The organism is Parashewanella curva, from assembly GCF_003675895.1.
Taxonomy (GTDB): Bacteria; Pseudomonadota; Gammaproteobacteria; order Enterobacterales; family Shewanellaceae; genus Parashewanella; species Parashewanella curva.
This window is the reverse complement of the sequence record NZ_ML014762.1, coordinates 27753-45259: the sequence shown is the minus strand read 5'-3', so window position 1 is coordinate 45259 and position 17507 is coordinate 27753. Positions and strand designations below refer to the sequence as shown.

Here is a 17507-nt window from a genome sequence, read left to right as displayed (position 1 = left end):
TAATGCCTTAATTCAATTACCTTTGAGAACACATTATGACAGAAATCACACCAACCCTGACGGCTTTTATTAATAACATAGAAGAATCGCAGTTATTTTGGGCATTACTTGATGAAACTGGTGAGGGCTGGGTCGTATGTGACTCATCTGAGTATGAAGAAACTGACGTCATGCCTGTATGGTCTTCAGAAGAAGAAGCTAACAAACACTGTATTGAAGAGTGGTCTGGCTATAAGCCTGCTGCAATTAGTATTCGTGAATATCTTGAGATCTGGGTAGATGACCTCAACAATGATGGTGTTCTTATGGGCGTTGATTGGATATTAGATGGTGACTGCCATGAAATCGACCCTATTGAACTTGCAAAACATTTAGTTGAAATTGAAGCCGAAGAGCACTAACACTTCTTTAAGCCGATCTTTGAGTCGGCTTTTTTATAATCTGAATTAGCCAAAATATAATTAACCTAAGGGACATCTTTATTTAATCATCGAGGGATATACTAATCGTTCTATTTACAATAGAGATCAGCGCGATGAAACATTCAATGTTATTAGGCACCATGCTTGTCGGTAGCATGACTAGTGCCTCGATATTAGCGTCTTCACTTCCCTGTATTTCAGACATTCAAGGTAACGGCACTCAAAATTCTCCTTATGTGATTAAAAACAATACCAGATTTTGTGATCTAAAGTTTCCTGAAAGTTCAACCACTTATTTTATCTACCAAAATTCAGCTTTAGCGATGGGAGTGTTTAAATTATCTTATGATGACAATGGTGGTCGAGGAACCATTGATGGTCACCTTGAAAAGCAAGTTCGCTTATCCTCTTTATTCCCTCAAACCCTATCAGCTAAATATAAGGGTACGGCTTCAAATTACGAATATTATTCAATCTCAACCATGGCATCTGGTAAGTGGCTAATGACCATAAGCACGGATAAATCAGGTCCACTCGAGCATGCTGATTTTAGTGCATTCATATTTTATGGGAAATCGCCCAATCCTTACCAATTTAGTGCTGAATAAAATTATTACTACAAGGATGATGTTATAAAAAAACAGGCTTTCCATCATAATGAAAGCCTGTGTCAATTTTTTACAGTCAATAACTTAAAACCACCACGGTATATACTCGTGAAACCTGAAGATGCAACTTTCAGGGCTTATTTAGCGTTGCATTATTCGAGGCGTGAAAGTGCAGAACTAGCGGGCTAATTCAAGCTTTCACAACAAAGAAGAATCAACGCTAAAAAGCCCACGCAGTGCGAGTTTAACTGCCATTTATACTGCGTTACTTACCCTTGAAATAGATTGACTATTACTGCGGATAAGTGTCTTGCCTAAATGGCAGTTAATTCTCGCTGAAATCCTGCATCTTCAGGTATCACGAGTATAGATTCACTCTGAAGTTATTTACGCCAGATTATCGTTATATTATTTTATAAAAAAGTTTGAGTATTGAGGAGGCGTAACCCATTTAAATTCAATGACTCCTGCCCCTAATAAACCTCCATGTGGGCCTTTTTCTAAATTTCCATTTTTATCAATAAAGCGTTTGATTTTCTGCGACTTGCTAATGCTAACTTTAAAAACAATACTACCAGAGAAATCATTCCCTTCATTCTCCGGCTTGGTATAAATGCACCCTCCATCGTAATACTTATATTTATACCCTGATTCTTTTTCTGGCTGATTGTCTTCGGCTAGTGCGCATTTTGCATTTGGCGTTTCTTGTACAACTGAGAACTCAGCACTGCTTTTCTCATTAACGACCATACTCACTGTCAGTGCATTTCCACCAAGAGAGGTGTATGGAATATCGCTATAATCGTATTGAAAATAAATGCTATCTTCAGGATAAGATTTATTTTTAGCACTTGGATCTTCATCGGCTTTATTTACTAAAGTGATATCACAAAAGTCATAGCCTAATACCAGCTTATACGGGTTTGATTTTGTACCATCTCCAAGCTTGGCTGGAGTTCCGGGGTCTCCTAAACAAATTTGTTGGGCTAATGTCACTTTTGAGAACAGGCATGCCATCGTAAGAAATGACAACTTAAGAAGTTTATTTGCCATCACTCATTCCTCACAGAATAAAAGACATACTCCATGTTAAAGAGAAAGGTAATGGCAGCAACTAATTTTATTGATTCGTGAACAAAGCTTAATGCTTCTAAGCTCCTATAAAATTTCTCTCAACCGATCTTGTACAGCCTCAACCAGTGCATCGGGTTGGAACTTAGAAATAAACCGATTAAAGCCAACCTTTTCAGCTAACGCATTATTAAAACTTCCACTTAATGAAGTATTAAGTACTACATGCAAATTTTTCAGAGCATCGTCAGCACGAATTTCATGAACTAACTTATAACCGTCCATTTCAGGCATTTCAGCATCACTGATCATCATTAAAATTTCATCAGCGACATGTTTACCTTCTTGCTGCCATCTTTTTAGCATAGTGAGTGCTTGAAGGCCGTCTGATGCTTCAATGATTTCGATACCTAGTGGCGCTAGCGTTTCAATAATCAAATGCCTTGCCGTTGCTGAATCATCAACAACAAATACCTTACGACCTATCATTTCATCAACAAGTTGAGCATCTAACACGTCCTGAGAAACGGAAACATCATATTGAATAATTTCAGCGAGTACTTTTTCGACATCGATAATCGATACTAATCGGTTACTCCCTTGATGATCAATGCGTGTAATAGCAGTAAGGTAGCTACTTTTGCCTACTGATTTTGGTGGAGGCAAGATATCTTCCCATGTCATATTTATAATACGTTCAACATCACCGACTAAAAAGCCCTGAACAGTCCTGTTATACTCAGTAATAATGAGATTTGCTTGTTGATGCTCAGGTAAATGAGTAAAACCAATCGCTTTTCGTAAATCAATAACTGGAATGGATACACCGCGTATTGTCGCAACACCTTCAATATGAGGGTGACTTCCTGGCAAAGCATTTAGCTTCGGAAGCTTAACAACTTCTCTTACTTTAAACACATTAATCGCAAACAATTGAGTTGCATTAATTTTAAACAATAAGAGTTCGAGGCGGTTCTTACCAACTAATTTGGTGCGTTGATCGACACTATTTAATACGTTCGACATCTATATCTCTGCTTTTCGCTCATCTTATTTTTGTTATCGGATTATAGAGATAAAACTTAAGCTTTGTTGAAATCATTATAAAGAAATTTAAGCCAAATTTGATGGCGTTAATATTTTGTTCAACCCTTCTACCTCATTAACCCTGAAGATCATCAGCATCATGTAAGCTCTTTTTACATTAAACAGAATTAATACCCCAAAAAACTCAAGTTCATATAAATAAGTAATAATAAGTAATACTTAATTAAAACATCTCTGAAAAATAGCCATGGCTCTTACCCAAGTATGCAAAAATGGTTTTAATCTAGAACTGACCTTCCCAGACTTTTCTCATTTATCTGTAGCTTCATCTGCACCTCCAGCGGAGCCAATCACAGAAATAAATGAGCAGTTGAAAGCGCAAATGGAGCGTTTTTTTGCATCCCAAAGAGCTGAGTTAGACAGCCAAGTTACTCTAAGATGTTCTTCGTACACCCGCCATACTCCATCTCTAAGCCTAAAATCGTCGGAATTTAAAATTAAATTGCTACCTAATGGAGAAGAATTACATGATTACAGTGAAGATACCCATTTCGAAAAAACGTTACGGACAATGCCCTCAGATGAAGCTTCTCGATTACAGGAGTGCGCAAAAAAGTACCCAGATAGCTTTCCCATGCCAGCAATGAAGCAAACATTATCAGTATTACTTGCATGCATGGATACTTTGCTCATTGATGAAGCTATAGCCGAAGAAGAAAAGGTAATTTTGCTTCGATTAAAAACAAAGCTAGTTGCCCTTCCCGAAAAAGGATTTCCATACCAAGAATCGTTTAGACTTACCTATCAATTTTTGCACTATAAGTCTTTTCTTGACTATCAAAAAACAAAAATACTTATGAACTTTAGTGATTATAAATTTAATATTTGGTCAGAACAACAGAGGCTGCGCAAAGACGCTGACTTTCACTCTAAACTTGATGTTGACGTTATTCATCATTATGCGCCATATTGCTCTTTAGCTTTAATTGAGCAATTGCCTTGGCCATGTTTGTTTCAAGATCACGAAAAATTTAATCGACAATTAGAGTTCCTCTATTATTCAAGAGTAATCAATATAAAAGATTTACCTGCTCTTAAAGCTCTATCTTCTGAACATCTTCTTGTTCCTTGCACAAACGAATTGGATATTGACGATTTAAACCTGATTTTTTTCCGTCCCATTTGGTTAGTTGGGGTAACAACTTCAACGTGGATAAAAGCAGATGGCCTTGATATGTGCCCTGCAACCTTTTTTGAACATGATCTTCTTCACCTGATTGTTAAATTGTTAAAGCTGCTTAATCAATTAAATGAATCAGAGTGCAATGCTGAAGTAATAGAGACACAAGTACGCCAATTTTATGAAAATATTAAAAAAGTTAAAGGGGTGAAAATACCAGCCGTTGAGTTGGTTATTGCATTTATTCTTCACGAACACGATAGAATTTTTGACTTTTCTTGCTGGCAAGAAAAATTAAAAGACATCGAAACAGGAAAACAAAGAGTAACCTTTAAAGATCTTCCAATTCGATTTACAAATATTAACAATATTGATTTGAGAAATGCTGCAAAATGGCTATCACAAAACATCATTCAACAGCTGCAACCAAATTGTAAAGTCGAACTATTTCAACCTGTTAACGATGAACTTAGATTTGATTTTAATCAAGTCAGAGTCGCAAATGAGCAAAATTCAATGATTTTGCAATTAATCAGTTTGGTTGAATCAAACCTCATTCCTCTTGAACGCGAAAGTATAGATACATCTCAATTATGGTGTTTTCTCAACCAGTGTAAGAACATTAAAAATAATGTTGACCTACTAAAAGAGATATTCAAAATTGCAGGTTCTACATACTTTATAGAAGCTTGCTGGTTAATCATATATCTTGAAAACCCCACACCCCAAATTCAAAGTCTATTGTCTGCCTCTAAAGTACTTAAAACAGCCCAAGAATCTGCAAATACAATTTTAGAACGGTATCTGGCTACACAACAAGGTATGCTTGAACTCGTTCACATAAAACAGCCGAATACACATAGAATTTCAGCGCAAGAAAAACGACTAAACATCACCTATAATTACGTGCTAACACACACAACACCCTGTTCTTTATTAACTTCTTCGCAATTAACAATACTTGAAAATCAGATCCTTCTAACACTACCTCCAAAAATATCAGAATGCATAAAGATGCAATCGCAAATAAACGGCACCAATTATCTCCGTAAATACCTGGTTGCTAGGGTACAGCCTTTTTCTCTCTTTAAGGCAAGAAAATTCACCAGAAGAAATGAACTTCCACAGAAGTTAAAAGAAAATGTAAAGCTTATTTTTGAATTATGGGAGCATTTAGAATTATTGAAACACCATGGTTTTAATCCAGAACTGATTATTTCAACCCTTACTGAAGAGTTGAATAACCACCCTTTTAACTTCCAAAGTGAGATACAAAAACGCATCTCAAAATCACAGCATAAAAAGGAAAATATTTGGGTTCATCAATACCTACAATTAAGAGATGAAGGTAAAATGCAAGGCGTGAGTTGCATAGATATTTGCCATAAAGCTAATGCCGTCCTCAAATCTTCTGAACAACAACAGCTCCAAGCAAGTTAAGGAAATGCTTATCTTCGATTATCTTAAACCCTGAATCGACTAACTGAACAACTAGTTCAGAGTGATCGAATCGATTTGTTTGTGGATGCTCAAAGAGTCGTTTAGAAATTGGGTTACAAATGGCTGAGCGATATAAATCTTCAACAACAAAATACCCATTAGGTTTAAGCACTCTATATACTTCTTGTACTGCTTTTTGCCAATCAGGAACGTGATGAAAAACGGCAAACTCAAACACCATATCAAATTGCTCATTTTCAAATGGCAACTGAGCCGCATCGGCCTGTTTAATAGTGATATGATTTGAACCTAAAAAACGTTTGCGAGTAGCCGTTACCATTTCATCATCAAAATCAATCGCAGTAATATGCTCAGGGTTTAAATGTCGTTTTATCACTTCAATACCATTGCCATAACCACAACCGATTTCTAATACACTAGTAGGTGATTGAGGTGGTTGAGCAAACATCGACATCAATGTAGGCATTTCAATAAGATTTTGTACCCAAAATCTAACCGAACTGTTCACAATAAATTTTTCAAACGTGTTTAATTTCATGATTTAAAGTATTTTGTATTGGTATTTCACAGTATAACTGGCTCACAGAAAATCAGAGGGGTAATATAAGGTAAATACGCAATTATTAGAGAAAATGGAATGACTGAAACTACTTACTCTTTAGATAATATACGACTTCGCCTAAATAAACTTGATGATGAACTTCTCAGTTTACTTTCTGAGCGCCGTAAAATGAGTCTTGAAGTTGCCAAGAGTAAAGTACAAACAGCCAAACCTGTCCGAGACGCAGCTCGAGAGCAGCAACTTTTAGTAAAATTAATCAATGCTGGAAAAGATAAATATCAGCTCGATGCTGAATACATTACCAAGCTGTTTCATACCATTATTGAAGATTCGGTATTGCTTCAGCAAGCCTACTTACAAAATTTGGCAAACCCAGAAACCTGTCGTAAGCCATTAGCAAGAGTGGCTTTTCTTGGTGATAAGGGCTCATATTCCCACCTTGCCAGCCAAGAATATTTTAGTCGCAAAAATACTGACCTCATTAAGCTTAATTGCCAACACTTTAGAGAAATCATAAAAACAGTTGAATCAGGCCATGCCGATTATGGTGTTTTACCAATAGAAAATACCAGCTCAGGTTCGATTAATGAGGTTTATGATCAGCTTCAACATACCACGTTATATATCGTAGGTGAGCTAACTTTGCCGATAGAACATTGCTTAGTCGCTACTTCAGAAACCAAGCTCGAAGAAGTGACAACTTTATATTCTCACCCTCAGCCATATCAGCAATGTAGTGAATTTTTAAGCCATTTACCCAAAATTAATTTAGTTTCTTGCTCCAGCACCGTTGATGCTATGAATAAAGTAAAAGCGCTAGACAAGAGAGATACTGCGGCTATAGGTAACGCAACAACAGCGAAGCTTTATGGGTTGCAACCGATCAAAGGCAATATTGCTAACCAGACAGAAAATCATACACGCTTTATTATCGTAGCTCGAAAACCGGTTGAAGTATCTTCACAAATTCCAGCAAAAACTACCTTGATCATGTCTACATCTCAACAAGCGGGTTCTCTTGTTTCTACTTTGCTTGTGTTACAAAAATTCAGCATTAACATGACCAAACTCGAATCCCGCCCAATAATGGGGAATCCTTGGGAAGAAATGTTTTATGTCGACTTGGAAGCACATCTTAATGATGAAAATATGCAGCAAGCTCTAGCTGAATTAACTAAGTTAACAACTCATATAAAGGTGCTGGGTTGTTACCCAAGTGAAAATGTAAAACCAACTCAGGTAAAAATAAACTAAGTACAGTTATACAACTAGCTAGGGCGTGTTGATCTTTCGTGATTATTTTTGCAGCGATAAATTGGTTATCTTATGCAAGGCAGAGTTTGTGCAGTGTGGTTATTCCACATAAACAAACGGTAACGCAGCAGAAGTGACCAATTTACGCTGTCTTCGATGCTTTTGAGCACTTCCTGTTCTGTGTTGTGACCAGCTTACTTAGATGGCTAAGCTTCACTGTTCACGCCTTGAACAGAAAAGTGCTCAAATAGCACAAAATTTAATCCTAAAAGATCAACACGCCCTAATACCAATTACAGTAATTAAATGCACAGCTCAGAGCTATGTATGTGTTCAAAGTACAAGTGAAATTGATGAAGATATAGTTACTCTACATCGAGAAAATTTTGCGCAGCAATTTGGACACATACAAGCTCCCAGAGGGCAAGGCCAAAGCCTTTCATTACCACGTTACAAGTTTTTGAATTATCCAGATAGTACTTCAAACTTGAGCCTTGTACTGAAAGCCTTTAGGTCTTGCTGAACGGGAAGTTAATTACTGTAATTGGTATAATTTATTAAGGCTTATCACCAGCAACTAAAATTACTGAATTTGGGTTCCAAGTTACTTCAACCTGTGACTTACATTCAATTAGCTCGCCATCGATTTGCATTCTAGTTTCATTCATGCTCTCGTTAAGAGTAAACTTGTATGACTCACTGGGCTCAAGCGGTAATTGCACTCCCCATGACTGATGAAGATGCTCTCCAGTTTTGAGATTGATCATTCTTTTTATCAGAGTTAAATTATTAACAAGACTGAGTGATGACTGAGGTTGAGAATAAACAATAAGTTGTGCTGAAGAACCTTGGGAGTACTCCCATTTAGGAGTTATAGTTGGATTAAGTTTAAATCCACCGCCAAATCGACCACAAGTTGATGCTGCAGCAAAAACATAATTTCCTTCAAAAATTGGCTCAATTTGTTCGCCTCTTTGGATTTTCAATCTTACATTAGGCCAATTCCAACCTTCCTTTATAGCAATCCACGGTAAAAACGGTACACAATGATTCCCAGTTTGATAAGATGCCATAGTTCTTTCTGTTAACCCCATATCAAACTCTTCCCAAGCGAACAGAGTCTGGTAACTATCTGACACTTCGAAATGTCCTATTTGTGCTCCTTGCTTTCCGTTAACATAGTTTTTTAGTGCAGAATAATTTCTACGGTTAAATTTTGGAATATTTAAGCTACCCGCAAGATCATTATTGGTACCAAATGGCAATATTCCAATTTGAATAGCCCGTTGATCATTAGGAACATCTGAAAACCTTTTATGAAATTTTGAGAGAACTTCAGACACCGAACCGTCGCCTCCTGCAACAATGAATCTTAATGGTTCACTATTTGTGTAATTTTTAACATCTATATTCTCTTCAAAGAATTTCACAGCAATATCACCAAGCGACTCTCCTTCAGTAGAAAAAAACATTTTATCCTCTGAGGAAGTATCGCTGTATGAGGCGTAAAAACTATTAAAATATCGCTCACATTTAGACTTATTCGCACTTGGATTTACTAGAAATATGGTATCTTTAGGAGCATTAAGGGTTATAGGGGAGCCAATTGATGTTGTCATAGCATAACCTCTTAAATTTATTAATAACGAGGCAACTCTATATTAATGTGACTGAATCAAGGTTGAATTCATAGGAATAGAAGTGAATAGAATTTTTTGATTAGCGGGTGATCTTCTAAAGAATTCCGTGCTACTTTAATACCAATTACAGTAATTAACTTCCCGCTCAGCAAGAGCTAAAGGCTTTCTGTACAAGGCGCAAGTTTGAAGTACTACCGGGATAATTCAAAAACTTGTATCGTAGCAATGAAAGGCTTTAGCCTTGTCCTCTGGGAGCCTGTATGTGTCCAAATTACTGCGCAAAATTTTCTCGATGTAAAGTAACTATATCTTCATCAATTTCACTTGTACCTTGAACACATACATAGCTCTGAGCTGTGCATTTAATTACTATAATTGGTATAACAACACACATTCAAAATTCAATCAGTGAGATTTAACCACCAAAGTAAGCTGGTCACAGTGCATAAAGGGAAGTATCGCAAGTATAACTTTCAAATTGGTATTAAATATTAGCTAATGCTTCTTTACAAAGCCCAGTAATTCTATCCCAGTCACCAGCTTCAATCGCATCTGAAGGTGCAATCCAACTGCCACCAATACAATCAATAAAGTCTAACTCAAGGTAGTCTCTATAGTTTTTAGGTGAGATACCACCAGTAGGACAAAAACGAATGTCTTTCGGCAGAGGGCCTGCAAAGGCTTTTAATGTTTTAACACCGCCAGATGCTTCAGCAGGGAAGAATTTTAAGTGCTTATAGCCAAGCTCTAAAGCGGTCATGATTTCAGAAATCGTAGCCACACCAGGGAACATTGGAACACCAGATTGTGTGCCTGCTTTTAATAAATCAACAGATGCGCCTGGAGTAATAATGAATTCAGAACCCGCATCAATCGCTTGTTGAAGCTGTTCTTCATTCAACACCGTACCTGCACCAACTAACGCTTCAGGCACTTCTTGTTTGATCAGCTTAATTGCTTCTAATGCACATTCAGTTCGTAAGGTAATCTCTAATACAGAAATTCCCCCAGCCACTAAAGCTTTAGCTAATGGTACGGCATGCTCAAGCTTATTGATGACCATAACAGGAACTACAGGGCTTCTTTCAAAAACATCTGCTGGTTGTAAAGACCAATTATTATTTACCATTTCGTGTTCCTTGTATTAATACACGTCATCGATTGCTTGAGTGCTGCGAGCACCTGTTTCAGGGCTACTGAGATTCGCTCGTAACGCGCCAAATAGTTCTCGTCCCATACCATAGTGAGACTTTCTTAAATCAAGTTTTTCAGCTTCACGGTTTGATAGTTCAGTCTCATCAACCAACAAGCTTAGTTCACCGGTGTGTGCATCGATTCGGATCAGATCTCCATCTTGGATTTTACCGATCAACCCACCATCTAAGGCTTCAGGAGTGAGGTGAATCGCCGCCGGAACTTTGCCTGATGCACCTGACATACGACCATCTGTCAGAAGTGCGACTCTAAAACCTTTATCTTGCTGAGAGCCAAGTAAAGGAGTCAGTTTATGAAGCTCTGGCATACCGTTAGCTTTAGGCCCTTGCCCCTTAACTACGACAACACAATCTTTATCTAAACCACCCGCATCAAAAATAGCTTGCAGCTTATTTTGATCATCAATCACGATAGCTGGTGCTTCAACAACTCGGTTTTCAGGCTGAACAGCTGAAACTTTCAATACTGCACGACCCAAGTTGCCTTTCATTAACTTCAAGCCACCGTTTGGCTGGAATGGAGACTTAACACCCGTCAAAACTTCTTTATCTAAACTTTCTGTTGGACCATCAACCCAAGTTAATTCACCATCGATTAATTTTGGCTCTAGGGTATATTTCTTCAAGCCATAGCCTGCGACAGTGTTTACATCTTCATGCAATAAACCAGCCTCAAGTAACTCATGGATCAGGTAAGCCATACCACCTGCCGCATGGAAATGGTTAATATCAGCATGTCCGTTTGGATAAACTCGAGCCAATAAAGGCACAACATCTGATAGCTCTGAGAAATCATCCCAATTAATGATGATGCCTGCCGCCCTAGCAGCAGCAACCATGTGCATAGTTAAGTTTGTTGAGCCGCCTGTTGCCAGTAACGCAACAATACCGTTGACTAAAGACTTCTCATTAACAATTTCGCCAATAGGAGAATATTGACCGCTATGCTCAGTCAAGCGGCACACTTGATGTGCAGCCGTCGCATTCAGCGCAGCACGTAGAGGATCATCAGGATTAACAAATGAAGAGCCTGGTAATTGCAGTCCCATTACTTCAAGCATTAACTGGTTAGAGTTTGCTGTACCATAGAAAGTACAAGTACCAGCACTATGATATGACTTAGACTCAGCTTCAAGTAACTCGTCACGACCGACTAGACCTTGGGCGAATTTTTGGCGTACACGTGCTTTTTCTTTATTTGGGATACCCGACTTCATCGGTCCCGCAGGAACAAATAGCATAGGTAAGTGACCAAAGCTTAATGCACCGATTAATAAGCCCGGGACGATTTTATCGCAGATACCGAGGAGTAAAGCACCATCAAACATGTTGTGAGATAAGCCTACCGCCGAAGACATAGCAATGATTTCACGACTAAGTAAGCTAAGCTCCATACCCGGCTGACCTTGAGTCACACCATCACACATAGCTGGCACACCACCCGCAACTTGAGCAACGCTACCTACTTCTTTACAGGCTTTCTTTAAAATTTCAGGATAATCAGCATAAGGCTGATGAGCTGACAACATGTCATTGTACGCAGTAACAATACCGATATTGGCCTTATTAAATTGCTGTAATGACGATTTATCATCTACGCTACAAGCAGCAAAGCCATGTGCTAAGTTGCCACAACTTAGGGAACTACGGTGGACACCTTTTGTTTGTGCATCCTTCAAAGCTGCAAGATAACGAGAACGAGTCTCTTTACTGCGCTCTATGATCCTGTCAGTAACGGATTGAATAACTGAATGCATGTTGCCTCCTAAGGGCATTTTTAACTTTACTTAATTCCTGCTTACCATAAGGTTTTGTTGACTAATTCAGCCACTGAGGCTGGAATCATCAATAAAAATCGAAATGGATAAACTTGAAAAATTAACAGCTCCAATAAACATCTACAGGAGTTTTTGACTGAGAAAGAACGGCGCGTATCGGCATTTCGTTCACATCAGCACTTTCCTTAGCTTGACGATATACTTCAAGCTTAGATTCACCTACAAGGTGCAAAAATATTTGTCGACTAGAAAGGATTCGAGGTTTGGTTAACGTGATCCGTTCATGTGGTGCAGAGGTTGGGGTCACGGCAACACACGTTTTCTCATTGGTTAGCGCGTTGTCTAACTCTGAAGGTTGAGCACACGGGAACCAAGAGCATGTATGACCATCATTTCCCATACCCAATATCACAACATCAAACTTTTCAGGGAAGTGCTCTAGCTTTTCACTGGCTAATGCTGCCCCTTCAACTGCGGTAGCAAACATGTTCTTTAGGCCAGTAAACTTGGCTGACGACGCTTTATTTTTCAGTAAGTACTCACGAACTAAAGCTTCATTCGAAGCCGAATCATCAGCATCAACCCAGCGCTCATCAGCCAAAGTGATATACACATTTTGCCAATCGATATTTTTAATTCTCAATAATTTAAAAAGCTCGATAGGGGTTGAGCCACCAGATACCACTAGGCTAGCAGTACCGCGATTATCAACGCCTTCTTGTAATAAGGTCGCAATTTTATCAGCAAGCTTTTCCGCCAATTGTGTTGCACTATCAAAAGACTTAAATACAGCTTCTTTCATTGTATCCAATCCAAAGTTTTCACTGCAAAGAAGCTAAGCTTCTTTGCAATCAATGAGTTTATTCGTCCCAAGAACGACCATCTTTACTGATCAAAGCAACCGAAGCTACGGGCCCCCACGAGCCTGCTGGGTATGCTTTAGGTTTTTCACCAGCATGATCCCACGCTTCCATAATGCCATCGACCCATTGCCACGCTTGCTCTACTTCATCACGGCGTACAAATAAAGCCTGATTGCCTTTCATTGCTTCATGAAGCAAACGTTCGTAGGCATCAGCAATTCGATCGTTTTTGAAAGTATCAGAGAAGCTCAAATCTAATTTGGTGGTTTGTAAACGCTGTTTTTGCTCCAACCCAGGCACTTTATTCATCATCTGAATTTCCACACCTTCATGTGGTTGTAACCGAATCGTTAACTTATTTGGAGGGAGATTGCGATAACTGTCACGATATAAGTTGTGTGGAGGGTTTTTAAAATAAACCACAATTTCAGAGCTTTTTAATGGCATGCGCTTACCGCTTCTTAAATAAAACGGAACACCCGCCCAGCGCCAGTTATCAATATCAACTCTCAATGCAACAAAGGTTTCAGTGTTAGAGTCAACATTTGCATCTTCTTCTTCTAGATAACCCGGAACAGCTCGGCCTTCTAGAAAACCTGAGCTGTATTGCCCACGAACCGTATTTTCATAGACATTATCTTGATTAATTCGACGCAAGGATTTAAGCACTTTTACTTTTTCATCACGGATACTGTCGGCATCAAGGTCAACAGGTGGATCCATTGCCACTAAAGACAAAATCTGCAATAAGTGGTTCTGGATCATGTCTCGCATTTGACCTGCTTTGTCAAAGTAACCCCAGCGACCTTCTATACCAACGGCTTCGGCTACCGTGATTTGCACATGATCAATGGTTCTGTTGTCCCATTTAGACGCAAATAGCGAATTAGCAAAGCGAAGTGCAATAAGGTTTTGAACCGTCTCTTTACCTAAATAATGGTCGATACGATAAATCTGGGATTCATTAAAATAGGTGGAAACTTGATCATTAATGACTTTTGAACTTTCAAGATCATTACCAATTGGTTTTTCTAGAACCACACGAGTTTCAGAATTGATCAATTGTTGTTCATTTAGACAGCGACATATGTCACCAAATAGAAAAGGAGGCGTTGCAAAATAATTGACCATAACGCGTTTTTTAAGATCAATTATGTCATGAAATTTCTCGTAACTTTCAGCGTTTGTAAATTCAGCACCAATATAGAAACAACGCTTAACAAACCTTGATAGTGTCTCTGGACATAGGTCTTCTTTTACAAATTTTTCCAGCGCTTCCGTTACTCGTTGATGGTACTCCTCTTGACTAAAATCGTCTTTGGCAACACCAATAATTCTTGTATCTTCAGCCAGTAGATTCGCTTTATCTAGCTGATATAAAGATGGCAAAAGCTTCCTTCTTGCCAAATCACCTTTAGTACCAAACAATACAAAATCACAAGCTTTAGCGTCTGAGTTTTTTTTACCCATCACCAACCTCACTCCTTTCAATATCTGTGACACTTGCCAGAGAAAATTGGCAAATCATCACACAATTTTGTTGTAATATAACAACAGAATCGACCAATTGCACCTGTAAATTGAAAAAATACAAGTTTTCTTATGTAGCCAGTTCTGATCAAAATCTGGTATTCTTTTTGTTCATTAATTACTGTAGTTATAAAAATCTTTTCAGATTTGATACAAAAAGTTACGCGCATGTTCATTTCAGGGAAGAACATATAGTTAAATCAATATAGATTGGCAGCTCTGAGAGCACTCATTTATGTCGATTTAGCTATAGAATTATTACAACTTATATAGAGCGGACACATATAGCATGAACACCCTAGAAAAAGTTCAAAACAGTCTAATCCACTTTAGTAAATCAGAGCGTAAAGTTGCTGAAGTAATCTTAGCATCACCACAAACGGCCATTCACTCGAGCATAGCAACCTTAGCCAAAATGGCAGATGTAAGTGAGCCAACGGTTAACCGCTTTTGCCGTCGCTTGGACACTAAAGGTTTCCCTGATTTTAAACTGCACCTAGCCCAGAGCCTGGCTAATGGTACACCTTATGTAAGTCGACATGTAGAAGAAGATGACTCAGCTGATTCATATACCACCAAAATCTTTGAATCATCAATGGCTTCTTTGGATTTAGCTCGTCAAAGCCTTGATATGAATGCGATCAATCGCGCTGTTGATATCCTTACACAAGCTAAAACCATCTCATTTTTTGGCCTAGGCGCATCTTCATCTGTTGCTCACGATGCTCAAAATAAGTTTTTCCGTTTTAATGTCCCAGTAATTTGCTTTGATGATGTATTGATGCAACGTATGAGCTGCATCAACTGTAATGATGGTGATGTTGTGGTGCTGATTTCGCACACTGGGCGTACCAAATCTCTTATTGAAATTGCCAAGCTCGCCCGAGAAAATGGTGCAGCAGTAATAGGCATTACAGCAAGAAACTCTCCGCTATCTCTTGAGTGTACTTTAGCTGTTACGATGGAAGTTGGCGAAGATACAGATGTATTCTTACCAATGGCCTCACGTTTAGCTCAATTAGTTGTGGTAGATGTGTTATCAACTGGCTTCATGCTTCGTCGCGGTCCTCGCTTTAGAGATAACTTAAAGCGTGTGAAAGAAGTATTGAAAGAGTCAAGAATCAATAAAGATCTGACGGAATAGCTCAAATTATGACAGGGGTTCTTTCTGAACTTCTGTCAATTACTCTCAAAAATTTTGTCATTGCTCACAAATAATTCTATAAAACCTATCATTTTGGTGTAACTTTCCTACATTACAGTAAGAACTTTGGTAAGATATTTCAAAATTATTCAAGATGCAGACTTTCAATATTTCAAAAAATAAGTATTGACAAGTTGCATGTTGAATAATTTTTTTAAACAGAATTCTTCCATAATTTTGATGCATTAACGGAGTATCCCATGTTCCGAAGAACTAAGATCGTTACCACCCTTGGCCCAGCTACTGACCGCGATGATAATTTACGTAAAATCATTGCAAAAGGTGCAAACGTCGTTCGTCTAAACTTCTCTCACGGCTCACCAGAAGACCACTTAAAGCGTGCTAATGATGTAAGAAGCATTGCTAAAGAACTTGGTGTTAACGTCGCTATTTTAGGTGATTTACAAGGCCCTAAAATTCGTGTTTCTACCTTTAAAGACAACAAAAAAGTACAACTAGACCTTGGTCAGTCTTTCGTTCTTGATGCAGAACTAGCAAAAGGTGAAGGTGATAAAAACCAAGTTGGTATCGACTATAAAGAACTTCCTGATGACGTAAACATTGGCGACATCTTGATGCTTGACGATGGTCGCGTTCAACTACGTGTTGAAAAAGTAGAAGGTCGTAAAGTTCACACAACTGTTACTGTTGCTGGTCCTCTTTCAAATAACAAAGGTATCAACAAGCAAGGTGGTGGCCTTTCTGCTGCAGCTCTTACTGACAAAGATAAAGCTGACATCATCACAGCAGCTCAAATCAAAGTTGATTTCCTAGCTGTTTCATTCCCACGTACAGGTGCTGACTTAGACTATGCTCGTCGTCTAGTTAACGAAGCAGGTCACGATCCAATGATCGTAGCTAAAGTTGAGCGTGCAGAAGCCGTTGAAACTCAAGAAGCTATGGATGATGTGATCAAAGCTTCTGACGTTGTAATGGTAGCTCGTGGTGACTTGGGTGTTGAAATCGGTGACGCAGCCCTAGTTGCAGTACAAAAGCAATTAATCAGCCGCTCTCGTCAATTGAATAAAGTTGTAATTACTGCAACTCAAATGATGGAGTCTATGATCACCAGCCCAATGCCAACGCGTGCTGAAGTAATGGACGTTGCAAATGCTGTTCTTGATGGTACTGACGCGGTAATGCTTTCTGCAGAAACTGCTGCTGGTGACTTCCCAGAAGAAACCGTAACGGCAATGGGTAATGTGTGTGTTGGTGCTGAAGCACACCCTAGTATTCGAGTATCAAAGCATAGACTTGATCAGACATTCGATAACATCGAAGAAACTATCGCAATGTCTACTATGTATGCAGCTAATCACTTGAAAGGCATTAAAGCCATTATCGCATTGACTGAGTCAGGTTCAACGCCAAAATTGATGTCACGCATCAGCTCTGCTTTGCCTATTTTTGCACTGTCTCGCCACTATAAGACTTTAGCTAAAATGGCGTTATATCGCGGTGTTAAGCCAGTTTACTTCGATTCAACTCAATTCAGCGCTGACGCTCTCGCTAAAAGCGCCTTAGATGAGTTAGTAAAATCTGGTGATCTACAGTCTGGTGACATGGTTCTTATGACTAAAGGTGACGCAATGGAAACGGTTGGCGGCACTAACACTTGTAAGGTTGTAATTGTTGCTTAAAAGCAAATAGATTTTATTTTTTAGGAAGGCTAC

General features: G+C 38.6%; 15 protein-coding genes. 6 read left to right on the top strand and 9 right to left on the bottom strand.

Translation table 11 applies throughout. The features are described 5' to 3' along the window. Positions 1–35: 35 nt before the first annotated feature. The gene (locus tag D5018_RS05890; RefSeq protein WP_121838082.1) at positions 36–401 is read left to right on the top strand and encodes a DUF2750 domain-containing protein; all 366 of its coding nucleotides are present in this window, start codon (positions 36–38) and stop codon (positions 399–401) included. A gap of 134 nt (positions 402–535) precedes the next feature. Then, positions 536–1030 carry a hypothetical protein gene (locus D5018_RS05885; protein WP_121838081.1) on the top strand — a complete coding sequence of 165 codons (495 nt, stop codon included), beginning with the start codon at positions 536–538 and terminating at the stop codon, positions 1028–1030. Positions 1031–1438: 408 nt separating this feature from the next. Here D5018_RS05885 and D5018_RS05880 read toward each other — a convergent pair whose 3' ends face one another. The 3 genes from D5018_RS05880 to D5018_RS21640 form a co-directional block, all read right to left on the bottom strand. Next, positions 1439–2083 carry a hypothetical protein gene (locus tag D5018_RS05880; protein WP_121838080.1) on the bottom strand — a complete coding sequence of 215 codons (645 nt, stop codon included), beginning with the start codon at positions 2081–2083 and terminating at the stop codon, positions 1439–1441. A 105-nt stretch (positions 2084–2188) separates the two neighbouring features. After that, entirely contained in the window at positions 2189–3127 is a 939-nt protein-coding gene (locus tag D5018_RS05875) for a chemotaxis protein CheV (protein WP_121838079.1), read from the bottom strand. 330 nt (positions 3128–3457) lie between these two features. Then, positions 3458–3601 (bottom strand): hypothetical protein, encoded by a 144-nt coding sequence (locus D5018_RS21640; protein WP_165905006.1) that lies wholly within the window; start codon positions 3599–3601, stop codon positions 3458–3460. A 232-nt stretch (positions 3602–3833) separates the two neighbouring features. On the opposite strand from D5018_RS21640, the gene D5018_RS05870 reads away from it, so the two are divergent. Next, on the top strand, positions 3834–5768 hold the full coding sequence (locus D5018_RS05870) for a hypothetical protein (RefSeq protein ID WP_165905005.1): 1935 nt from the start codon (positions 3834–3836) through the stop codon (positions 5766–5768). Here the strand turns inward: D5018_RS05870 and D5018_RS05865 are convergent. Beyond that, positions 5731–6327: a class I SAM-dependent methyltransferase gene (locus D5018_RS05865; protein ID WP_121838077.1), complete on the bottom strand. Its 597-nt coding sequence runs from the start codon at positions 6325–6327 to the stop codon at positions 5731–5733. The genes D5018_RS05870 and D5018_RS05865 overlap by 38 nt on opposite strands. Positions 6328–6426: 99 nt before the next feature. On the opposite strand from D5018_RS05865, the gene pheA reads away from it, so the two are divergent. Further along, a complete protein-coding gene (gene pheA / locus D5018_RS05860) occupies positions 6427–7605 on the top strand; it encodes a prephenate dehydratase (protein ID WP_121838076.1) in 1179 nt (392 codons plus the stop codon). Positions 7606–8162: 557 nt separating this feature from the next. Here the strand turns inward: pheA and D5018_RS05850 are convergent. The 5 genes from D5018_RS05850 to zwf form a co-directional block, all read right to left on the bottom strand. Next, positions 8163–9224, bottom strand: coding sequence for a diacylglycerol/lipid kinase family protein (locus tag D5018_RS05850; RefSeq protein WP_121838074.1), 1062 nt, complete (start codon positions 9222–9224; stop codon positions 8163–8165). Between the two features lie 505 nt (positions 9225–9729). After that, the gene (locus D5018_RS05845; protein ID WP_121838073.1) at positions 9730–10374 is read right to left on the bottom strand and encodes a bifunctional 4-hydroxy-2-oxoglutarate aldolase/2-dehydro-3-deoxy-phosphogluconate aldolase; all 645 of its coding nucleotides are present in this window, start codon (positions 10372–10374) and stop codon (positions 9730–9732) included. 15 nt (positions 10375–10389) lie between these two features. Next, entirely contained in the window at positions 10390–12216 is a 1827-nt protein-coding gene (gene edd, locus D5018_RS05840) for a phosphogluconate dehydratase (protein ID WP_121838072.1), read from the bottom strand. A 121-nt stretch (positions 12217–12337) separates the two neighbouring features. After that, positions 12338–13039, bottom strand: coding sequence for a 6-phosphogluconolactonase (gene pgl, locus D5018_RS05835; protein WP_121838071.1), 702 nt, complete (start codon positions 13037–13039; stop codon positions 12338–12340). A gap of 58 nt (positions 13040–13097) precedes the next feature. Then, positions 13098–14570: a glucose-6-phosphate dehydrogenase gene (gene zwf / locus D5018_RS05830; protein ID WP_121838070.1), complete on the bottom strand. Its 1473-nt coding sequence runs from the start codon at positions 14568–14570 to the stop codon at positions 13098–13100. A 349-nt stretch (positions 14571–14919) separates the two neighbouring features. Here zwf and D5018_RS05825 point away from each other — a divergent pair, with 349 nt between their 5' ends. Beyond that, positions 14920–15774, top strand: a complete 855-nt coding sequence (locus D5018_RS05825; protein ID WP_121838069.1) for a MurR/RpiR family transcriptional regulator — start codon at positions 14920–14922, stop codon at positions 15772–15774. A gap of 260 nt (positions 15775–16034) precedes the next feature. Further along, positions 16035–17474 carry a pyruvate kinase gene (gene pyk / locus D5018_RS05820; protein WP_121838068.1) on the top strand — a complete coding sequence of 480 codons (1440 nt, stop codon included), beginning with the start codon at positions 16035–16037 and terminating at the stop codon, positions 17472–17474. Positions 17475–17507 lie beyond the last annotated feature (33 nt).